18 protein-coding genes are annotated in these 19,398 nt (G+C 63.7%); 3 read left to right on the top strand and 15 right to left on the bottom strand.

Annotated elements, in window-relative coordinates:
- Window positions 1-57: 57 nt before the first annotated feature.
- Window positions 58-783, top strand: coding sequence for an SDR family oxidoreductase (locus tag V3W40_RS08565; protein ID WP_065923775.1), 726 nt, complete (start codon window positions 58-60; stop codon window positions 781-783).
- On the opposite strand, the gene V3W40_RS08560 is transcribed toward V3W40_RS08565, so the two are convergent.
- From V3W40_RS08560 to V3W40_RS08490, 15 genes are all read right to left on the bottom strand, one after another.
- Window positions 780-1,784 (bottom strand): LacI family DNA-binding transcriptional regulator, encoded by a 1,005-nt coding sequence (locus V3W40_RS08560; protein WP_065923776.1) that lies wholly within the window; start codon window positions 1,782-1,784, stop codon window positions 780-782. The two genes, V3W40_RS08565 and V3W40_RS08560, sit on opposite strands and share 4 nt — an antisense overlap.
- A 58-nt stretch (window positions 1,785-1,842) precedes the next feature.
- Window positions 1,843-2,706, bottom strand: coding sequence for a LysR family transcriptional regulator (locus V3W40_RS08555; protein ID WP_027606159.1), 864 nt, complete (start codon window positions 2,704-2,706; stop codon window positions 1,843-1,845).
- A 127-nt stretch (window positions 2,707-2,833) separates the two neighbouring features.
- Window positions 2,834-3,313, bottom strand: a complete 480-nt coding sequence (locus V3W40_RS08550; RefSeq protein ID WP_051429361.1) for a DUF2846 domain-containing protein — start codon at window positions 3,311-3,313, stop codon at window positions 2,834-2,836.
- A gap of 118 nt (window positions 3,314-3,431) precedes the next feature.
- Window positions 3,432-4,826, bottom strand: coding sequence for an amidase (locus tag V3W40_RS08545; RefSeq protein ID WP_315872191.1), 1,395 nt, complete (start codon window positions 4,824-4,826; stop codon window positions 3,432-3,434).
- Window positions 4,819-6,090 carry a Zn-dependent hydrolase gene (locus V3W40_RS08540; protein ID WP_330214838.1) on the bottom strand — a complete coding sequence of 424 codons (1,272 nt, stop codon included), beginning with the start codon at window positions 6,088-6,090 and terminating at the stop codon, window positions 4,819-4,821. Before V3W40_RS08540 ends, V3W40_RS08545 begins: the two co-directional genes overlap by 8 nt.
- 13 nt (window positions 6,091-6,103) lie before the next feature.
- Window positions 6,104-6,799, bottom strand: coding sequence for an ABC transporter ATP-binding protein (locus V3W40_RS08535; RefSeq protein WP_065923779.1), 696 nt, complete (start codon window positions 6,797-6,799; stop codon window positions 6,104-6,106).
- Window positions 6,799-7,548: an ABC transporter ATP-binding protein gene (locus tag V3W40_RS08530; RefSeq protein ID WP_065923780.1), complete on the bottom strand. Its 750-nt coding sequence runs from the start codon at window positions 7,546-7,548 to the stop codon at window positions 6,799-6,801. Before V3W40_RS08530 ends, V3W40_RS08535 begins: the two co-directional genes overlap by 1 nt.
- Window positions 7,545-8,555: a branched-chain amino acid ABC transporter permease gene (locus V3W40_RS08525; RefSeq protein ID WP_065923781.1), complete on the bottom strand. Its 1,011-nt coding sequence runs from the start codon at window positions 8,553-8,555 to the stop codon at window positions 7,545-7,547. Before V3W40_RS08525 ends, V3W40_RS08530 begins: the two co-directional genes overlap by 4 nt.
- Window position 8,556: 1 nt before the next feature.
- Window positions 8,557-9,417 carry a branched-chain amino acid ABC transporter permease gene (locus tag V3W40_RS08520; RefSeq protein ID WP_065923782.1) on the bottom strand — a complete coding sequence of 287 codons (861 nt, stop codon included), beginning with the start codon at window positions 9,415-9,417 and terminating at the stop codon, window positions 8,557-8,559.
- A gap of 67 nt (window positions 9,418-9,484) precedes the next feature.
- Window positions 9,485-10,687 carry an ABC transporter substrate-binding protein gene (locus V3W40_RS08515; protein WP_330214837.1) on the bottom strand — a complete coding sequence of 401 codons (1,203 nt, stop codon included), beginning with the start codon at window positions 10,685-10,687 and terminating at the stop codon, window positions 9,485-9,487.
- A gap of 123 nt (window positions 10,688-10,810) precedes the next feature.
- Complete coding sequence (locus V3W40_RS08510; RefSeq protein ID WP_065923784.1) at window positions 10,811-11,581, bottom strand: FadR/GntR family transcriptional regulator; 771 nt, start codon at window positions 11,579-11,581, stop codon at window positions 10,811-10,813.
- A 107-nt stretch (window positions 11,582-11,688) separates the two neighbouring features.
- Complete coding sequence (locus V3W40_RS08505; protein ID WP_315872190.1) at window positions 11,689-12,438, bottom strand: alpha/beta hydrolase; 750 nt, start codon at window positions 12,436-12,438, stop codon at window positions 11,689-11,691.
- Window positions 12,439-12,546: 108 nt separating this feature from the next.
- Window positions 12,547-13,959, bottom strand: a complete 1,413-nt coding sequence (locus tag V3W40_RS08500) for an efflux transporter outer membrane subunit (protein ID WP_330214836.1) — start codon at window positions 13,957-13,959, stop codon at window positions 12,547-12,549.
- Window positions 13,952-15,922, bottom strand: a complete 1,971-nt coding sequence (locus V3W40_RS08495; protein WP_330214835.1) for a MacB family efflux pump subunit — start codon at window positions 15,920-15,922, stop codon at window positions 13,952-13,954. Before V3W40_RS08495 ends, V3W40_RS08500 begins: the two co-directional genes overlap by 8 nt.
- Window position 15,923: 1 nt before the next feature.
- Complete coding sequence (locus tag V3W40_RS08490) at window positions 15,924-17,093, bottom strand: efflux RND transporter periplasmic adaptor subunit (RefSeq protein ID WP_065923788.1); 1,170 nt, start codon at window positions 17,091-17,093, stop codon at window positions 15,924-15,926.
- 346 nt (window positions 17,094-17,439) lie between these two features.
- Here V3W40_RS08490 and V3W40_RS08485 point away from each other — a divergent pair, with 346 nt between their 5' ends.
- Both V3W40_RS08485 and V3W40_RS08480 read left to right on the top strand, forming a co-directional pair.
- On the top strand, window positions 17,440-17,922 hold the full coding sequence (locus V3W40_RS08485; protein ID WP_092485653.1) for a sigma-70 family RNA polymerase sigma factor: 483 nt from the start codon (window positions 17,440-17,442) through the stop codon (window positions 17,920-17,922).
- A 119-nt stretch (window positions 17,923-18,041) separates the two neighbouring features.
- Window positions 18,042-19,379 (top strand): lysine N(6)-hydroxylase/L-ornithine N(5)-oxygenase family protein, encoded by a 1,338-nt coding sequence (locus V3W40_RS08480; protein WP_065923790.1) that lies wholly within the window; start codon window positions 18,042-18,044, stop codon window positions 19,377-19,379.
- The last annotated feature ends 19 nt before the right edge of the window (window positions 19,380-19,398 follow it).

The raw sequence follows: 19,398 nt of genomic DNA, 5'->3' as shown, positions 1-19,398 counted from the left end.
TGGGAGCGGGTTTGCTCATTCCCACAGGGGATCTTTATCGCCTAGGGAATAGTGATCATGAACGCAGTCTTCAACTTCACCCACCAACGCATTCTCGTCACCGGCGCCAGCAGTGGCATCGGCCGTGAAATTGCCCGGCAACTGATCGCCAGCGGCGCCGAAGTTTTTGCCCTCGGCCGCGACGCCAATGCCCTGTCGCAACTGGGCTGCCACACCCTGTGCCTGGACATCGCCGACAGCACCGCCCTCGACAACGCCCTGCAAGACTTGCCGCCCTTGCATGGCCTGGTTAACTGCGCGGGCATCTCGCGCCTGGAACCCGCCGCCTCCATCAGTGCAGAAGCCTTTGATCAGGTCATGCAGGTCAACGCCCGCGCCGCCGCCCAGGTGGCCAGCCGAGTGGCGGCCAAAATGATCGAAGCGAACATCGCCGGCAGCATTGTCAACATCTCCAGCCAAGCCTCGTTGGTCGCGCTGGACGACCACCTCAGCTACTGCGCCTCCAAGGCCGCGCTGGATGCGATTACCCGTGTGCAGTGCGCCGAATGGGGCCGATTTGGCATTCGCGTGAACAGTGTCAACCCCACGGTAACGCTCACGCCGATGGCAACCATGGCCTGGTCCGACCCGGCCAAGCGTGATCCTGCATTGGCGGCAATCCCCCTGGGGCGCTTTGCCGAGACCGTGGAAGTGGCGTTACCCGTGCTGTTCCTGCTCAGCGATGCCGCCAGCATGATCAGCGGAGTGAGCCTGCCGATCGACGGCGGCTACACCAGCCGCTAGCCGTTCTCCAGCTTGCCGGCGATCACCACCTTGTCCCGAGGTTTGTGCGGGTCTTCCAGGCGATCGAGCAGCAGGCGTACCGCGCTGCTGCCGGCCAGCGAGGCGTCGTGGGCCACGCACGCAATCGGTACGCCGAAGATATCGGCGAAGGGCAGGCGATCGATGCCGCAGATGGTCAGGCTGTCATGGGGAATGTTGTGCATGCGCAGGGCGCGCAGGGCACCCAGGGTGATCAACTGGTTGAAGCCCATGATCGCGTCCGGCGCCGAGTGTTCGGCGAGGTAGTCGAGGGTGTGCAGGTAAGAGGGCATCAGCGTGTAGTCGCCGGCTTGCACTTCCACCTGTACCTGCGGGTGTTCGGCCAGCACTTCGCGCAGGCCCTTGAGGCGTTCGACGGTGATGCGCGAATGCTCGGGGCCGGTCAGCACCAGCAGGCGCTTGAGATCGGGCGTTTGGCGCAGCAGGTAATGTGCAGCCTGGATGCCGCTGTGGTAGTTGTCGAGCACCACGCGGCTGAATGGGCTGTCGTGGATCGTACGGTCGAGCAGCACCACTGGGGTCTTGCCATTGCCCAGTCGCTCCAGGTAATCGGGTTGGTAGCTTGGCTCGTCGGAGACCGGCGACAGGATGATCCCTGCTACGCGGTAGCCCAGCAGGGTATCGACCGCCTTGCTTTCCAATTCCTCCAGCTCATCGGTGTCCACCAGCATGATGGTGTAGCCGTGCTGTTTGGCCTCGCGGGAAATCGCCTTGATCATCTCGCTGTAGAACGGATTGTCCACTGACGCGGTGATCACGCCGATGATCAGGCTTTCACTGCGCTTGAGCCCGCGGGCGAAGGCGTTGGGCACATAGTCGAGTTCGCGCGCTACGTCGAGGATGCGCGCCAAGGTGGCCGGTTTGACCAGGTCAGGTTTGCTCAACGCCCGGGACACGGTAATGGTGGTCATGCCGACGCGTTTGGCGATGTCGCTGATGGTGACGGACTTTTTCTTGTTCATCGGTAAGGCTGCGAGAGGACACACCCGCAGGCTAGCATGTGCGGCGACATACGGTGATTCAAATCAACGGGTCCCAGCGCTGCGACCAGTCACTCTCGGCCTTGACCACTTCACGCAGCAGCCCCAGGGCCTGTTGCAACACCGCCGAATCCCGTGCCCGCGAGTACACCAGGAACGTCGGGAAGCTGAACTCCGGGGCCTTGGGCACGCGCTGCATCACGCCGCTGTCCAGGTAGCTCTGTACCACCCGCGTGCGGAAATACCCGGCGCCGCCGTTCTCGAGGATGTACTGCAATGCCAGCGGCCCGAGGTTGAAACTCACCGCCGCGCGAGCCCTGTCGGGCAGGGCCGCGTCGTGCTGCTGGCGGAAACCCGGGCCCCAATCGATGTAGACGTACGGGGCCGGTTTGCTCGTCAATTGCACCAGGATCAGTTTTTCTTCCAGCACCTGTTCCACCTGCAACCCCGGCCAGTACTGCGGCTGGAACACCAGCGCGGCATCGAGTACGCCGAGCTCCAGCTGCCGCAGCAGGTATTCACCTTCACGCACTTCGGTGCGCAGGGCATGCCCGGGGATCTGTTCGCGCAGGGCCCGGGCCCAACCGAGCATCAGCGGGTTGCACAGGCTGACTTCACCGCCGATATGCAGCACATTGCGATAGCCATCGGGCAACGGCAGGTCACGCCGCGCGGCTTCCCAGGTTTGCAGCAACTGGTTGGCGTACACCACAAACGCCTCGCCGTCGGCGGTCAGGCGTGCACCGGCGCGGTTGCGCACGAACAGCGTACTGCCCAGCTGGCTTTCCAGGTTTTTAACGCGTGCGGTGATGGCGGTCTGGGTGACGTGCAATTTCTCGGCGGCGGCGGCCAGGCTGCCGCAGCGGGTGATTTCCAGGAAAGTGCGTGCCAGTTCGATGTCCATGAAGCCCCCGGGGATGAATGGGAGACATTGTAGAGGCAGGGGATTGGAGTGCGCTCAGAAAATGTGCGAGGGGGCTTGCCTCCGAAGACGCCTTCTGGGATGCCCAGGGTGTTCAAAAGGGATAGATTTATTTGGATTTGGCCAAGCGGTACTTGGGCATGAACTTCACGGCAGTATCGGCAGGCAGTAGCGCCCACCGGAAATAGTGCATGGAGCCTCGATAGATATTGTTGTTCATGTCGCCCAGGGTCAAACCGTCCTTGGGTTCTGCCCACAAATCCTGATCCACCACGAAGTAGCTCTGGCCAGCCTTGACGGACAAGTCAAACTGGCGCGTGGCTTCGTCCGTGAGGATTGAGGTTTTGTTGGAGCTGACGCGGTGCACGCCGGCTGGCAAGTCCACCTTGAAGTAGCCGCCGGTAGGCAGCCCCCCAAGGCTCTGGCCATCGACGTGGACTTCGGTGATGAATTGCGGGCTCATGAGGCGATACTCGCGCACGAAGTAAACGGTGGCCTTGTCGCTGGCTGTCTGGGCTGGCGTTGTGAAGTAAGGCTGACCCAGCAGTGGGTCGGTATGCGCGCAGCCTTGCAAGCAGGCAAGCGCCAAGAAAAGACCTGTCCATGTGAGTATTCTTGGCATTGCGTAAAACTCCTGAAAACATTGAGGGCGCGAGAATAGCACTGAGTCAGGCGTCAACGCATTCCGCAGGCACAGTGGCTATTTATCAGACCGGGGCATGCAAGTGTCGGGTTGGAAATGCTCGCGCATACACCTGGCATACCCTCAACACCTGCTCATCGGCAAACCGCGCCGCCACCACATGCAACCCCACCGGCAAGCCATTCGCCGCCAAGCCGCACGGCACCGACGCCGCCGGTTGCTGGGTGAGGTTGAAGGGGTAGGTGAACGGTGTCCACTCGGTCCATTCCTGCATCCCGGAACCGGGCGGTACGTTGTGTCCGGCCTCGAACGCGGTGATCGGCATCATCGGCGAGACCAGCACGTCGTAATGCTCGTGGAACGCCGCCATACGGGCCACCAGCGCGGCGCGGGCTTCGAGGGCTGCGTTGAAGTCATCCAGGCTCAACTGCTCGCCACGCTGGGCAATGCGCAGCAGCCCAGGGTCCAGCAGGTATTTTTGCGCCTCGCTCATGGCCCCGGTAAGGCGTGCCGCGCCCGCCGCCCACAAGGTGCTGAACACTTCCAGCGGGTCGCTGAAACCGGGGTCGATCTGCTCGACATGGGCACCGAGCTGCACCAGGCCCTCGACCGCCTGGGCGACCACCCTGGCCACCTGCGGGTCGACATCCACGTAGCCAAACGTGGGGCTGTAGGCCACGCGCAGGCCGTTCAAATCCGTGTGCGGCGTGAGCCATGGCGTGGTCCTCGGCGCGCCGATCAGGCCATCCCGCGCATCCGGCTGTGCCACGGCCTGCAGCATCAGCACGCTGTCTTCCACGGTGCGGGTCATCGGCCCCAGGTGCGAAAGGATGGTCATCGAACTGGCCGGCCACTGCGGCACATAGCCGAACGTCGGCTTGATCCCGAAGGTGCCGGTAAACGCGCAGGGGATGCGGATCGAGCCGCCGGCATCGCTGCCCTGGTGCAGCACGCCCAGGTTCAATGCAGCTGCCGCGCCCGCGCCGCCAGACGAGCCGCCTGCGGTGGTGCGTGTGTCCCACGGGTTGCGCGTGATGCCGTACAGCGGGTTATCGGTGACGCCTTTCCAGCCGAATTCCGGGGTGGTGGTCTTGCCCAGCAGCACCGCGCCGGCCTTGCGCATAAAGGCTGGGAAGGGCGCGTCGACGTCCCACGGACCCTCGGCCGACGAGGTGCGCGAGCCCTTGCGGGTGGGCATGCCGAGCGTCAGCGTGAGGTCCTTGATCGAGGCGGGCACGCCATCCAGGGCACCGCAGGGCTCACCCTTCAACCAGCGGTGCTCCGAGGCCCGCGCGGCGCGCAGCGCGCCCTCGGGGTCCACATGGCAGTAGGCGTTGACCATCGGGTTGTAGCGTTCGATGCGCAGCAATGCATCCTCGGTGACCTCCACCGGCGACAGGGTCTTGTCGCGAAAATGCGCCAGCAGTTGTACGGCCGTCAGTTCACCTATGTCACTCATGGCTATTCCCCTGTGCCGCGTTGACCATGGCGCGCAACAACACGGCGCACCCGGCCGCCAGGTCATCCGGCGCGGCGTTTTCGATTTCGTTATGGCTGATGCCGCCTTCGCACGGCACAAAGATCATCCCGGCCGGGCCCAGTTCGGCGACGAAAATCGCGTCATGCCCGGCGCCGCTGACGATGTCCATATGGCTCAGGCCTAAGGCACTCGCCGCATCACGCACGGCGTTGACGCAGGCCGGGTGGAAGTCCAGCGGCGGGAAGTCGGCGGTGGGCGTCAGTTCGAAGGTCAACCCGTGCCGGGCTGCTGTGGCTTCGATCACGCCACGTACTTCATCGACCATGGCCTGCAGCTTGTCGGCATGCAGGTGGCGCAGGTCGAGGGTCATGTGCACCTGGCCGGGAATCACATTGCGCGACCCCGGGTGCAGGCTCAGGCAGCCGACCGTGCCGCAGGCGTGAGGTTGCTGCTGGTGGGCGATACGGTTGACCGCGCTGACCACCTCGGCGGCGCCCACCAGGGCATCCTTGCGCAGGTGCATCGGCGTCGGCCCGGCGTGGGCTTCGACGCCGGTGAGGGTCAGGTCGAACCACTTCTGGCCCAGGCAGCCCATGACCACGCCAATGGTGGTGGCCTGGTCTTCCAGCACCGGGCCTTGCTCGATATGCGCTTCGAAATACGCGCCGACCGGGTGGCCCAACACCGCGCGGGCACCGGCATAGCCGATGCGCTGCAACTCGGCGCCCACCGACAGGCCTTGCTCGTCCTGTTTGGCGAGGGTGTCCTGCAAGTCGAACTTACCGGCAAATACCCCGGAGCCCATCATGCACGGCGGGAAGCGCGAGCCTTCTTCATTGGTCCATACCACCACTTCGAGCGGCGCCTGGGTCTCGATGTTCAAATCGTTGAGGGTGCGGATCACTTCCAGCCCGGCCATCACCCCGTAGCAACCATCGAACTTGCCGCCGGTGGGTTGGGTGTCGATATGGCTGCCGGTCATCACCGGCGGCAGTGCCGGATTACGCCCAGGGCGGCGGGCGAAGATATTGCCGATGGCGTCGACACTGACGCTGCACCCGGCGGCCTTGCACCACTGCACAAACAAGTCACGGGCCTGGCGGTCCAGGTCGGTGAGGGCCAGGCGGCACACGCCGCCCTTGACCGTGGCGCCCAGTTGCGCCAGGTCCATCAGCGATTGCCACAGGCGGTCGCGGTTGATCAGCGGGGCGTTGCCCTGGAGCGGTTGCGCAAAACTGTTCATCTGCATTCTCCCGTCAGGCGCTCAGCGCCAGGTAGCGGTTCTTGATCGTCGGGTCGGCGCGGAAGGCGGCGGCACTGCCTTCGTAGACCACGCGGCCCTGTTCGAGGACGTAATGGCGGTCGGCGAGCTTGTCGCAGACCATCAGGTTCTGTTCCACCAGCAGCACCGGCAGGCCGTCGTCCTTGACCTTGCGCAGGATCTTCACCAGTTCGTCGACGATCACCGGGGCCAGGCCTTCGGTGGGTTCGTCGAGGATCAGCAGCTTCGGATCGTTGAGCAGGGCGCGGGCGATCGCGAGCATCTGTTGCTCGCCGCCGGAGAGCGCATGGCCGGCGTTCCTGCGCCGCTCCTTGAGGCGCGGGAACATGCCGTACACGTCTTCAAGCTGCCAGCGGCTGCTCTTGCGGACGGCAATGCGCAGGTTTTCCTCGACGGTCAGCAGGCGGAAGATCCCGCGATTCTCCGGCACCAGCGCCAGGCCCTGGCGCGCGATTTCAAAGATTTTCTGCCCCACCAGCGCCTGGCCGTTGAAGTGGATCTGGCCCTGGCGTGGGCAGATGATGCCGAGGATGCTGCGCAGGGTGGTGGTCTTGCCGGCACCGTTGCGCCCGAGCAGGGTCACCAGTTCGCCGGGGTTGACCCTCAGCGACACGCCTTCGAGCACGTGACTCTTGTCATAGTAGGAATGGATATTCTCGACGATCAACATCAGGCAGCCTCCCCAAGGTAAGCACTGCGCACGCGTTCATCGGCACGCACGAACTCCGGCGTGCCTTCCACCAGGATCTGCCCGTGGCTCATCACGGTGATACGTTGGCTGATGGACATGACGATGCTCATGTTGTGTTCGATCAACAGCACCGTGTGGTCGCGGCCGAGGTCGCTGATCAACTGGGTCATGATCGGGATGTCATCGATGCCCATGCCCGAGGTGGGCTCGTCGAGCATCAACAGTTTGGGCTTGGAGCAGATCGACATGCCCACCTCCAGCACCCGTTGCTGGCCGTGGGACAACTCGCCGGCCAGGGTCTCGGCGCGGGCGCTGAGTTGCAGGCGTTCGAGCACCTGGTCGGCCATCTCCAGGTGTTCGCGCTTGCTGTCCACGCGGCGCCAGAAATTCAACGCACGTGCACCGTCGCGGCCCTGGGCGGCGAGGCGCAGGTTTTCGCGCACGCTGAGGTTCTGGAACAGGCTGGTGAGCTGGAACGAGCGCGCCATGCCCAGGCCGACGCGCGTGTGGGCAGGCTTGCGCATCAGGTTCTTGCCGTTGAAATGAATCGCCCCGGCCGTGGCCTGGCGTTCACCGGTCAGGCAGTGGAACAGGCTGGTCTTGCCCGCACCGTTGGGGCCGATGATGGTGTGGATGGTGCCGGCTTCGACCTTGAGGTTCACGCCGTTCACCGCACGGAACGCGCCATAGGCCAGTTCCAGGTCCTGGGTTTCCAACAAGATGCTCATAGCCCTTCCTCCTTGGCGACGACGACGGCCTTGCGACGGCCGCGCACGCGCTCGAACAACGCGGCCAGGCCGCCCCACAAACCGCCGCGCATGAAGATCACCACCAGGATCAGGATCACCCCCAGCAGCATCAGCCAACGGGGCCACAGGTCGGAAAGAAAATCCCCCAGCAGCACGATGGACCCGGCGCCCAGCAACGAACCGAACAGCGAGCCGGTGCCGCCGATGATGGTCATGATCAGGATGTTTTCGGACATCGCCAGGTCGATATTCGACAGCGGCACAAAGTGCAGCAGCATGGCGTACAGCGCCCCGGCAATCCCGGTGACTGCGCCGGACAGCACGAACACCAGGATCTTGAAGTGCCGCGTGTCGTAGCCGATGGCCGAGGCGCGGGTTTCGTTTTCGCGGATCGCCATCAGCGTGCTGCCGAACGGCGAGGCGATCACCCGGCGTGCGCCGATAAAGATCAACAGGAACAGCACCGCGACAAAACCATAGAACGCGCGGGCGTCGGCCAGGGACAACAGTACGGCGTCGCCGATGCGGATTTCCGGGCGTGGCACGCTGAGCAGGCCGTTATCGCCGCCGGTCCAGTCGCTCAAGGTGTAGGCGACAAAGTACGCCATCTGGCTGAAGGCCAATGTGAGCATCACGAAGTAGATGCCGGTGCGCCGGATCGCCAGGGCACCCACCAGCAAGGCCAGGAAACCACCGGCGATGGCGGCGCCCAGCAGCGCGGTGAACAGGCCCAGTTGCAGGTGGATCATCAGCAGCGCCGCGCAGTAGGCACCGGCACCAAAGAAGATGCCTTGGCCGAATGACAGCAGCCCGGTGTAGCCCAGCAACAGGTTGCAGGCCAGGGCCGCCATGGCAAAGATCAGGATCTCGCTGGCCAGGGTCGCCGAGGGCAATAGCACGGGCAGGCCGATCAGCACCGCCACGACCCACAGCAACATGGCGCGTGATTGGGTTTTGGCAAACGGCAGGGGATTTTTCTCGCTCATGTCAGGCTCTCCCAAACAGGCCGTAAGGCCGCACCAGAATCACCACAGCCATGGCGCCGTAGATCATCAGGCTCGCGCCTTGGGGCCAGAGTGTGGTCATCAGGCTTTGCACCACGCCCACCAGCAAACCGCCGACCAGCGCACCGCTGAACGAGCCCATGCCGCCGATCACCACCACCACGAAGGCGATGCCGAGAATCTCGGGGCCAACGAACGGCTGCGCACCGCGCAACGGCGCGAACAGCACCCCGGCCATGCCGGCCAGGCCCACGCCGAGGGCGAAGGTCATGGAGAACAGGCGGAAGATATTCGTGCCGAGCAGCGACACGGTCTCGGTGCTTTCACTGCCGGCGCGCACCAGGGCGCCGAAGCGTGTGCGTTCCAGCAGCAGCCACAGGCCCAGGCCCACCAGCCCGGAAAACACGATGAGGAACAGGCGGTAGTAGGGGTAGACGAAATCACCCACCACCAGCACGCCGCGCAGCAGTTCCGGCACGGCGACGCTTTTGCCCACCGGGCCCCAGATCATTACGCTGGCTTCCTGGATGATCAGTGCGATGCCCAGGGTGACCAGGATCTGGAACATGTGCGGCAAGTGATAGATCCGCTGGATCAACAGCCGCTCGATCACCCAGGCCAACGCGGCCACCACCAGCGGCGCAATCAACAGCGCCAGCCAGAAGTTGCCGGTGAGGCTCACGGCGGTGTAGCAGATGTAGGCGCCCAGCAGGAAGAACGCGCCGTGGGCGAAGTTGACGAAGTTGAGCAGGCCGAAAATGATCGTCAGCCCGACCGCGATCAGGAAGTAGATCATTCCCAATCCAAGGCCGTTGAGTATCTGGAACAGGTAAAGATTAAGCATGCAGAAACCCTCGAACAGGTGGCCGCCCGGGCGGCCCTGCCGTGTACAACGGTGGTGTTTTAGCGGATCAGGCGAGCGTGCAGCCCGTGGCTTCCACCGGCGGGAAGGACTGGCCGGCGCTGATTACCTTGGCCAGGTCATCCTTGTCGGCCATCTCGCCGGCGGCCTTGCCGACCAGCAGGTAGTAGTCCTTGATCACCTGGTGGTCGCCGGCGCGGATCGACTCCTTGCCGGTGGGGCCTTCGAAACTCAGGCCCTGCATGGCCTTGGCCACGGTCGGCCCGTCGAAGCTGGCGGTGGCGATGATGGTGTCGAGCATGACTTTGGTGCTGATGTAGTCGGCGGCCAACGGGTAGGTGGGGTTGATGCCGTACTTGGCCTGGGTCAGCTTGACCAGCTCGCGGTTGAGCGGGGTGTCGACCTGATGCCAGTACTGCGCGCCGAGGTACACGCCGTCGAGGATGTCGCTGCCCAGTTCCTGGAACTGGTCGAGGCCGGCGGACCACACCAGCAGCACTTTCATGCGCTCCTTGATGCCGAAGTTCACCGCCTGGCGCAGGGTGTTGGACGATTGGCTGCCGAAATTCAGCAACACCAGCACGTCGGGTTTGGTGGAGATGGCGTTGGTCAGGTAGCCGGAGAATTCCTGCTCCTGCAGCGAGTGGTAGCTGTTGCCGACATGCTCCAGGCCATGTTCCTTGAGTACGTTTCTGGCGCCTTCGAGCAGCGCTTCGCCGAACACATATTGCGGCGTGATGGTGTACCAGCGCTTGGCATCCGGCAGCAGCTTGATCAGCGGCACCATGGTTTCGCGGATCGCGCCGTAGGTAGGTACCGACCAGCGGAACGTGGCGTGGTTGCAGTCTTTGCCGGTGACTTCATCGGCACCGACCGGGGTCATGAATACACCGCCGACCTTGTCGACTTCCTTGGCCACCGCGAGTGCCGACGACGACAGCGTGCAGCCCTGGAAGAAGCGCGCGCCGTCCTGCTGGATCGCCTCCTGCACCTTGCGCACGGCCTTGCCGGCGTTGCCCTCGGTGTCGATGACCTTGTAGTTCAAGGGGCGGCCCAGTAGCTCGGTGTGTTGTGCCACCGCCAGGCGCGAACCCATGTCGGCAAACTTGCCATAGCTGGCAAAGGCGCCGGACATGGACTTGAGGCCGTAAAAGGTAAAGGGCTCGGCGGCGAATGCCGAACGCACGCTCAGTGGAAGACTGAGGGCGGCGGCGGCGGTAAGACTGGCTTTCAATAACGTACGACGCTGCATGGGGTGACTCCCTGGTTTAGTTATTGGCAGGAGTAGCAAGGGCGATACGGTGGAGCAGGGCCTGTGGGCAGGCCTGTTATTGGGATAACGCAGTGAATGCAGTCAACTGTGGGAGGGGTGTTTTCAGTGGTTGTGGTCGAACTCCAGTAGAAAGTGCGGGCTGACCTGGCCTTCCAGCGCGGTCATATGGTGTTCGGCGTCGCACATATGTTCATGCATCAGGCTGCGTACCGCGCCTTCATCCCCGGCGCGAAAGGCGTTCAGCAGCTGTTTGTGATAGTCGAGGTTGGCCGCGTCGAACTGCTTGCGCTTGGGCTTGTAGGCTTTTTTCAGTACCACCAGGTCGCGCAGCAGGTCGTTGAGAAATTGCGCCATAAAGCTCAGCAACGGGTTGGGGCAGGCCTTGGCCAGCAAATTGTGGAACTCCAGTTCCGCCAGGCGTTGCTCACGCTGGCCGGCTTCGCTGTCTTCGGGGGCGCTGCAGAAATCCACGTTGTCCTGCAATGCCCGGTAGTCGTCCTCACTCAGGCGCCCGAGCACCGACACCGCCAGTTCCACTTCGATGACCTTGCGCAACTGGTACACCTGCTCGCCGTCCAGGTGCTGGAAGTGCAGGTAGTTACGCAGCGCGCGGCTGGCGGGTTCAGTGCCGGCCTGGTTCAGGTACGCACCGCCGCTGGGGCCGGTGCGCGTACTCACCAGCCCCTCGACCTCCAGGGCCTTGAGCGCTTCACGGGCCGAGCCCTTGGAGCACTGGAAGCTCTCCATCAGCTCACGCTCGGTGGGCAGGCGGTCGCCGGGCTTCAAGGCGTCGGTGACGATAGAGCGCTTGACCGACTCGACAATCACGTCGGACAGCTTCTGGCGTTTGCGGCGTAGCGGGCGACTCAGCATGGGTTCGATTTATCGTATTAATGCGGATAAATAGCACTTAATAACGATTGCGACGGAGCGTCAACGCAGGGTGTCGTTTTCGGCGGCAACAGGTCGTAAACGACGCGCTACTGCCTGCCTGCCACGTCAAGGCAGCGAGTCGACGGTGGCGGCTGTTTGCCATAGGCGAGGAAGTCACCCACCCATCGGTTGATACAGCCGCCAGCGTCCGGTTTGGCGGGCTCCTTGAGGCGCAGTTGTTCGACCCCAAGCCTACCCGCCATGGTGTGTTCGGCGTTGACCAGCACCATGCGTGCGACGCGCTCGGGAAACACTGCGGCATAGCGGCTGCCCAGGCGCGTGGCGATGGTGTCCCCCAGGTAATGCAGTTGGGCGTCGCCCAACTGGGCGCGGACGTACTCCATGTCCCGTACGGCCTGTTCGACGCCATGCTCCTGAGTGAGGTCGCGGGGGCTGAGTTCGATCATGTCGTAGCGGTTGAGCAGCGTGCGATAGGCTTGTGTGGAATACGTGTCCCAGCGGCTGGCGAGGTGAATGGCGAAGGTGCTTCCGTAGTTTTTTTGCGCGGTGTCGCCGGCCTGGGTGAAGACCACGCCCTTGCGGTTCAGGGGGTCGCGGGCGCCGACACGGGTCAGGTAGAGGCGCTGGTGGCCTTGCCAGGGGGCGGCATGGTTGCGCGGTACGGTGACGATGCCGCACTGGGTGCGCGACAGCACCTCGGGGTCAAGCCGTTCGGTGGTGGGGAGGGGGCAATCGAGCAGCCAATCAATGGCGGTGGGTTTGATCAGTGGCTCTGCCTGGCCAAGGTTTGCCATCAACCAGAGACAGCCGCACGCGAGGTATTTTGCAACATTCATCCAGTGTTCCCTGGCAGCCGTGTGATAGCGGCATTTTTTACCAAGGAACCTGAGTCGAAGAATGTAGGGGCGGTAGACGACTTATGTACGAAACTGGAGTTTCGTTTATCAGATGCTGGTTTTCCAACCGCCGCCCAATGCCTTGTACAGCGCAATGCTGGCCTGCAGGCGTGACAGTCGCAATTGCACGTTCAAGTCCTGGGCGGCATACAGGGTGCGCTGGGTTTCCAGTACCGTCAGCAAGTCCTCGGCACCCGCCTGGTAGCGGCTTTCGGCGATCTGGAAGGCGGTTTGGGCCTGTTGCAGTTCTTCCGTTTGCCAGTGGCGCTGCTGGTCCAGGCGCGTGATGCTGCTGAGGGCTTTTTCCACATCGGCAAAGCCGTTGATGATCGCGCCGCGGTAGGTTTGCAACAGCTCATCCTGGCGCGCGCGCGCCTTGTCGCGCTCGGCGCTTAAACGGCCGTTGTTGAAAATCGGCCCGACCAGGCCGGCCGTCAGCGTGTAGTAGGGGCTGCGCAGGACGTCCACGGCCTTGTAGGCATCGGAGCCGAGCGTGGCGCCGAGGGTCAGGGCCGGCAGCATGGCGGCGCGGGCCACGGTGACGTCCGCCTGGGCTGCCGCCAGTTCGGCCTCGGCCTTGGCAATGTCCGGCCGGCGGCTGAGCAGCTGGCTGGGCATGCCGGCGCCGATGGTTGGCCAGGTCAGCTCCTGGAAGGGTTCGGCGCCCAGGTCCAAGGCCTGGACCGGTTGGCCGAGGAGGGCGGCAAGGGTGATCTGGGATTCTTCGGCCAGTTGTTGAATCAACGGCAGCTGGCGTTGCTGGCTGGCCACCAGGCTTTTCTGCTGGGCCAGTTCCAGGGCCGTAGCGGAGCCTGCGTCGTAACGGGTCTGCACCAGGTCGAGGACGTTACGCGCATTGGTCAGGTTCAACTCGGCGATCTGCTGGCGCTGGCGCGCCGCGAGGGTTTGCGCGTAGCGGTCGGCGACGTTGCTGAGCAAGGTCAGTTCCACGGTGGCCTGGTCGAACTCGCTGGCGCGCAGACTGTGCAGGGCACTGTCACGGGCAGCGGCGCGGCCACCCCAGAAATCCACTTCGTAGCTGGCGGTGAAGTTGGCGCCGAAATTATCGACGGCGTCATCGCTTTGTGAGGCGTCAAGGTCCGGCCCGCCCGTGCCGTGCAACAACTTCTGGTGGCTGGCGGCAAGGTTGAACTTCACCTCGGGCAACAGTTGCGCCCCGGCAATCACCGCCGTGGCCTGGGCCTGGCGCACGCGGGCCATGGCGGCGGCCACGTCGAAGCTGTCACGCCGGGCCTGGTCGACCAGGCGGTTCAACTGCGGGCTGCCGAACTGCGTCCACCAGCGCTGGTTAGTGGCCTGGGCGGCGTCGCTTTCAGCGAACTGCCAGGCAGCCGGCGGCGCAATAGCGCTGTCCACGGCGGGCGGGTCACCGGCGCAGGCCGTGAGCAGCAGGCACAGGCCAAGTGCGGGCAGGTACGGGGGAATGGATCGTTTATTCACTGGTCAACGCCTTAACCGGATCGAGCCGGGCAGCTTTACGGGCCGGCATGAAGCCGAATACGACGCCGGTGACCAGTGCGCAAGCGAATGCGCCAAACACCGCCACCAGGGAGAACTGCACCGCCACCTTGGCCAGCACCAGCACGCCACCCACCAGCAGGGCCAGGGCAATGCCACACAGGCCGCCGACCACCGACAGCATCACCGCCTCGGTCAGGAACTGGCGCAAGATGTCGCGCTGGCGCGCGCCGGTGGCCATGCGAATGCCGATCTCGCGGGTGCGTTCGCGCACGGTCATCAGCATGATGTTCATCACGCCAATGCCGCCTACCAGCAGGGAAATCGCGGCAATCGAGCCGAGCATCAGCGACAGGGTATTCTGGGTGCGCGCCTCGGCCTGGATCATCGCCGCGTTGTTGGTCAGCTCGTAGTCGCGCTTGCCGTTGTGCAGCTTTTGCATCAACTGATCGATGGCCACTTCGGCCTCGTGGACTTTGCGCGCATCGGCGGCGGCAATCACCACGTATTCGGGGTTGTAGCTGCCGAACAGGCGCACGCTGGCGGCGGTGTAGGGGATGGCGATACGGTCATCACTGTCTTTGTTGCCGGAGCTGGCGCCTTTCTCCGCCAGCACGCCGATCACCTGGAACGGTACGTTTTCGATCAGGATGTACTGGCCGATGGGGTCGACCTCTCCCTTGAACAGCTTTTCCCGCACGCGATGGCCGATCACCGCCACGGTGGCGGCCGCATGCTCGTCGGCCGCCGTGAAGTAACTGCCCTCGACCACCGGCCAGTTGAAAATGTCCGGGAAATTGGTGTCATTGCCGCCCACATAGGCCATGTAGTCGACGTTGCCATAGCGCACGCCGGCTTCGGTGCCGTTGACCGGCATGATGCGCTTGATCTGGGGCAGCGCCGCCAGCGCCGCGACGTCATTGAGGGTGACGATACCCAGCGGCGTGCGCGGGTTGGGCGATGAGCCGCTGAGGTAGAGGATGTTGGAACCGAACGCGCCCATCTGCGCCATGACCTGGCGTTTGCTGCCTTCGCCCACGGCCAGCATCACCACCACCGAGGCTACGCCGATGATGATCCCCAGCAGGGTCAACGCGGTGCGAAAACGGTTGATCCACATCACCCGCCAGGCGGCCTGGACCGCGTCCAGCAGTTCGGCCTTCCAGGCGCCATTGTGTTCGGCGCCGTCGGCCAGGCGCTGGCGCAGGTCCACGGCTTGCAGCGCGCCGCGGGTGGCGGGTGGGGGCGCGGCGTCGTCATCGGCCGAGTCACTGATGATCAGGCCATCGCGAATCTCGATGATGCGGTTGGCCCGCGCCGCCACTTCACGGTCGTGGGTGATCAGGATCACCACATGGCCCTGGCTGGCCAGTTCGTCCAGCAGGCTCATCACCTCGGCGCCGCTGTGGCTGTCGAGGGCGCCGGTGGGTTCATCGGCAAGGATGATGTGGCCGCCGTTCATCAGCGCCCGAGCGATCGAGACACGCTGTTGCTGACCGCCGGACAGCTGGTGCGGACGGTTACCGGTGCGCTCGGCCAGGCCCAGGCGTGTGAGCAGCGCGTGGGCGCGGGCATGGCGTTCGGCGGCGCTGATGCCGGCGTAGATCGCCGGCATCTCGACGTTCTCCTGGGCCGAGCCCGAGGGGATCAAATGGTAGCCCTGGAACACGAAGCCGAACGCCTCGCGGCGCAGCCAGGCCAGTTCGTCGCTGTCCAGGTGGGCGACGTTTTCCCCCGCGAACAGGTACTCGCCCAGGCTTGGGCGGTCGAGGCAACCGAGGATATTCATCAACGTGGACTTGCCGGAACCGGAAGCCCCGACGATGGCGACGAATTCCCCGGCGTGGATCGACAGGTCGATGCCGCGCAACACGTCGACCTGCGGGCTGTCGCCACCGCCGTAGGATTTGCGGATGTTCTTGAGTTCGATCAGGGGCGTGGTCACCTCAACCCCCGTTGCCGTCGGCCGGGCCGATCAGCAGATGATCGCCTTCGTGCAGGCCGTCGAGCACTTCGACCCGCAGACGATCGCTGATGCCCAGGTGCACTTCACGTTCTTCGATGCGGCCGTTGGTGGCGACCACGCGGGCGATCTGCTTGTCGGCACTTGAGGTGCCCAGCAGCGCGGCCACCGGTGCGGTGAGGACATCCTTGACCTGGCTGGCGACGAAAAATACCTGGGCGGTCATTTCGGCCATCAGCGCGTTGTCGCTGTTGTCCACGTCCAGCAGCACGGTGTACAGCACCACGCGACCGCTGCCGCTCTTGCTGGAACTGTTGGGGCTGCCGCTGCCCTGGGTTTCATTCAGCGGCTTGGGCGGGATCGGCAGGATCTGCCGCACGGTACTGGTCCAGCGCCGGTTGCCGCCGCTGAGGGTGGTGAAGTAGGCGGTCATGCCCGGTTTGACGTGGCCGATGTCGGCTTCCGAGACTTCCGCCCACACGGTCATCGGCGACAACTTGGCGATCCGCAGGATCAGCGGCGTCTGCTGCTGGGCATTGAGGGTCTGGCCGACGCGCGCGTCCACCGCGACCACGGTGCCGGTCATCGGTGCGTAGATGCGCGTATAGCCCAGTTCCGCTTCATCGCTGCGCAGGCTGGCCTGGGCCTGGAGAATCTGCGCCTGGAACATGTCCATCCGGGCCTGGGTGGCACTCAGTTCGGCCTTGGCGGTTTGCACGTCTTCCTCGCGGGTGGCGTTGCCGGCGGCCAGGCGCTGCTGGCGCTGGTACTTCTGGCGGGCCAGGGCGTGCTGGGCCTTTTGCTCCTGCAACTGGGCCTTGAGGTTTTCGATGGCGTAGCGGCTGGCATCGAGCTTGGCTTTTTGCGTCGAGGGGTCGATCTCCACCAGCAATTGGCCCTCCTGCACCCGGTCGCCGGCTTCAACGTGGATCTTGCGAATCTGCCCGGACGCCTGGGCGCCCACGTCGACATACCGGCGCGGTTGCAGGGTGCCCAGGGCCGTGACGCTGTTTTCGATAGTGCCGCGGGTGACGGTGACGGTGGTCAGGTTGTCACGCCCCGGCGGCAACACCTGCCAGGCGGCGACGGCGATGATGGGAATCAGGCACGCGATAGCGAGCAAGGCGCGTCGGGCAGGTCGAGGGCGTTTCATGCTTAGGTTCCAGCCGGGAAAGTTCGGAGCGCAGTTGCGCAGAGCTGACAGTTAAACGAGAGAATTGGCCGAGGATTTAGGTTGTTACATAAGTGGTTACAGGTCTTGTGGAGAAAAAAAACGGCCTGTAGGTGCAAGTCTTGTTTAAAAGTAGATGAGAATTACTATAAATTGCACCTACCCAAACTGCCATTACTGAATGGCCTGTATTTGTGTAGGAGCGAGCTTGCTCGCGAAGAGCTCAATGACGCCGCGTTCACTCTGGTTTCCCGCGTTATCGTTGACGTACTTCGCGAGCAAGCTCGCTCCTACAGGACCTAATGCCGCCACCCGGTGGCCGGGAGTCATGTTGGAAAACTACTATCGCGAGCTGGTGTGTTTCCTCAACGCCAAGCTGGGCAACCGTCAGGTGGCCGAGGATGTGGTGCATGACGCTTATGTCCGGGTGCTGGAACGTTCCAGCGAGACGCCTATCGAACAGCCGCGTGCCTTTTTGTATCGCACCGCGCTGAACCTGGTGATCGACGGCCACCGGCGCAATGCCCTGCGCCAGGTCGAACCCCTGGAGGTACTCGACAGCGAGGAGCGCTTTGCCGCCTGTTCGCCCCATGCCACTCATGACTACGACCAACGCCTGGCCTTGCTTGAGCGCGCCCTGGCCGAGCTGCCGTCGGCCTGCCGCGACAGCTTCCTGTTGCGCAAACTCGAGGGCTTGAGCCACCTGCAAATCGCCGAGCGCCTGGGTATTTCCCGCGCTCTGGTGGAAAAACACATCGTCAACGCCATGAAGCACTGCCGGGTGCGGATGCGCGAGTGGGACGCGCACTGATCACCGATCGGTTAAATTTTTTTTCACTGTCCTCGTTTCCTATCAACACATGACCTGTTGTGCAGGTCTCGAAGGTATTCCCGCCCCACCGCCAAGGGGCTTATCCAGAGGACACTGGAATGACACAGGCAATTGCTTCGCCCGCGGTTCACGACCTGATCGGTATCGGTTTTGGCCCTTCGAACCTGGCGCTGGCCATCGCCCTGCAGGAGCGCGAAAAGGCCCAGGGCAAACTGGACGTACTGTTTCTCGACAAACAGGCCGATTACCGCTGGCACGGCAATACCCTGGTGACCCAGAGCGAATTGCAGATTTCGTTCCTCAAGGACCTGGTGACCCTGCGCAACCCCACCAGCCCGTACTCCTTCGTCAATTACCTGAAAGCCCACGACCGCCTGGTGGACTTCATCAACCTGGGCACCTTCTACCCGTGCCGCATGGAGTACAACGACTACCTGCGCTGGGTCGCGGGGCAGTTCCAGGCCCAGGCCCGCTACGGCGAGGAAGTACTGGCCATCGAGCCGATCCTGCACCAGCAACAGGTCGAGGCATTGCGCGTGATCTCTCGCGATGCCCTGGGCGAGCAGCATGTGCGCACCACCCGTTCGGTGGTGGTCAGCGCCGGCGGCACCCCGCGCATTCCCGAAACCTTCAAGGCCCTCAAGGGCGACAGCCGGGTGTTCCACCATTCCCAGTACCTGGAGCGCATGGCCACCCAGCCTTGCGTGGACGGCAAGGCGATGCGCATCGCCATCATCGGTGGTGGCCAGAGCGCGGCCGAAGCCTTTATCGACCTGAACGACAGCTTCCCATCGGTACAGGTCGACATGATCCTGCGCGGTTCGGCGCTCAAGCCCGCCGATGACAGCCCGTTCGTCAACGAAGTGTTCTCGCCGGCTTTCACCGACCTGGTGTTCCAGCAAGTCGGTGCCGAGCGCGAGCGCCTGGTCGCCGAGTACCAGAACACCAACTATTCGGTGGTCGACCTCGACCTGATCGAGCGCATCTACGGGATTTTCTACCGCCAGAAAGTCTCCGGCATCGCCCGCCAGGCCTTCCGCACCATGACCGTGGTCGAGAAGGCCACCCCCGGCCCCCTGGGCATCGAACTGGCCCTGCGCAACAACGCCAGCGGCGAAACCAGCGTCAACCATTACGACGCGGTGATCCTCGCCACCGGCTACGAGCGCGAGACCCACCGCGCATTGCTGGCGCCGCTGGAGGAGTATCTGGGTGATTTTGAAGTGGCGCGCGACTACCGCATCGTCACCGATGAGCGCTGCAAGGCCGGCATCTACATCCAGGGCTTCAGCCAGGCCAGCCATGGCTTGAGCGATACGTTGCTGTCGGTACTGCCGATTCGCGCGGATGAGATTGCGGCGTCGCTGTTTGAAAACGACCGTAGCCGTGGCAAGGGGCGTTCGGTACAGGATCTGCTCCTCGCCACTGCCAGCTGACAGGCTGTACTTGTGACAC

This window comes from Pseudomonas sp. AM8 (assembly GCF_036346475.1).
Lineage (GTDB): Bacteria > Pseudomonadota > Gammaproteobacteria > Pseudomonadales > Pseudomonadaceae > Aquipseudomonas > Aquipseudomonas marginalis.
Note: the sequence above shows the minus strand (reverse complement) of the source record. Positions and strands in the feature narration are given on the sequence as shown.

Coding starts and splice junctions, on each gene's coding strand:
- V3W40_RS08530 (WP_065923780.1), bottom strand. CDS start 7,548: ATGAGCATCTTGTTGGAAACCCAGGACCTGGAACTGGCCTATGGCGCG.
- V3W40_RS08540 (WP_330214838.1), bottom strand. CDS start 6,090: ATGAACAGTTTTGCGCAACCGCTCCAGGGCAACGCCCCGCTGATCAAC.
- V3W40_RS08480 (WP_065923790.1), top strand. CDS start 18,042: ATGACACAGGCAATTGCTTCGCCCGCGGTTCACGACCTGATCGGTATC.
- V3W40_RS08490 (WP_065923788.1), bottom strand. CDS start 17,093: ATGAAACGCCCTCGACCTGCCCGACGCGCCTTGCTCGCTATCGCGTGC.
- V3W40_RS08520 (WP_065923782.1), bottom strand. CDS start 9,417: ATGCTTAATCTTTACCTGTTCCAGATACTCAACGGCCTTGGATTGGGA.
- V3W40_RS08515 (WP_330214837.1), bottom strand. CDS start 10,687: ATGCAGCGTCGTACGTTATTGAAAGCCAGTCTTACCGCCGCCGCCGCC.
- V3W40_RS08510 (WP_065923784.1), bottom strand. CDS start 11,581: ATGCTGAGTCGCCCGCTACGCCGCAAACGCCAGAAGCTGTCCGACGTG.
- V3W40_RS08505 (WP_315872190.1), bottom strand. CDS start 12,438: ATGAATGTTGCAAAATACCTCGCGTGCGGCTGTCTCTGGTTGATGGCA.
- V3W40_RS08545 (WP_315872191.1), bottom strand. CDS start 4,826: ATGAGTGACATAGGTGAACTGACGGCCGTACAACTGCTGGCGCATTTT.
- V3W40_RS08555 (WP_027606159.1), bottom strand. CDS start 2,706: ATGGACATCGAACTGGCACGCACTTTCCTGGAAATCACCCGCTGCGGC.
- V3W40_RS08565 (WP_065923775.1), top strand. CDS start 58: ATGAACGCAGTCTTCAACTTCACCCACCAACGCATTCTCGTCACCGGC.
- V3W40_RS08560 (WP_065923776.1), bottom strand. CDS start 1,784: ATGAACAAGAAAAAGTCCGTCACCATCAGCGACATCGCCAAACGCGTC.
- V3W40_RS08535 (WP_065923779.1), bottom strand. CDS start 6,799: ATGTTGATCGTCGAGAATATCCATTCCTACTATGACAAGAGTCACGTG.
- V3W40_RS08485 (WP_092485653.1), top strand. CDS start 17,440: ATGTTGGAAAACTACTATCGCGAGCTGGTGTGTTTCCTCAACGCCAAG.
- V3W40_RS08525 (WP_065923781.1), bottom strand. CDS start 8,555: ATGAGCGAGAAAAATCCCCTGCCGTTTGCCAAAACCCAATCACGCGCC.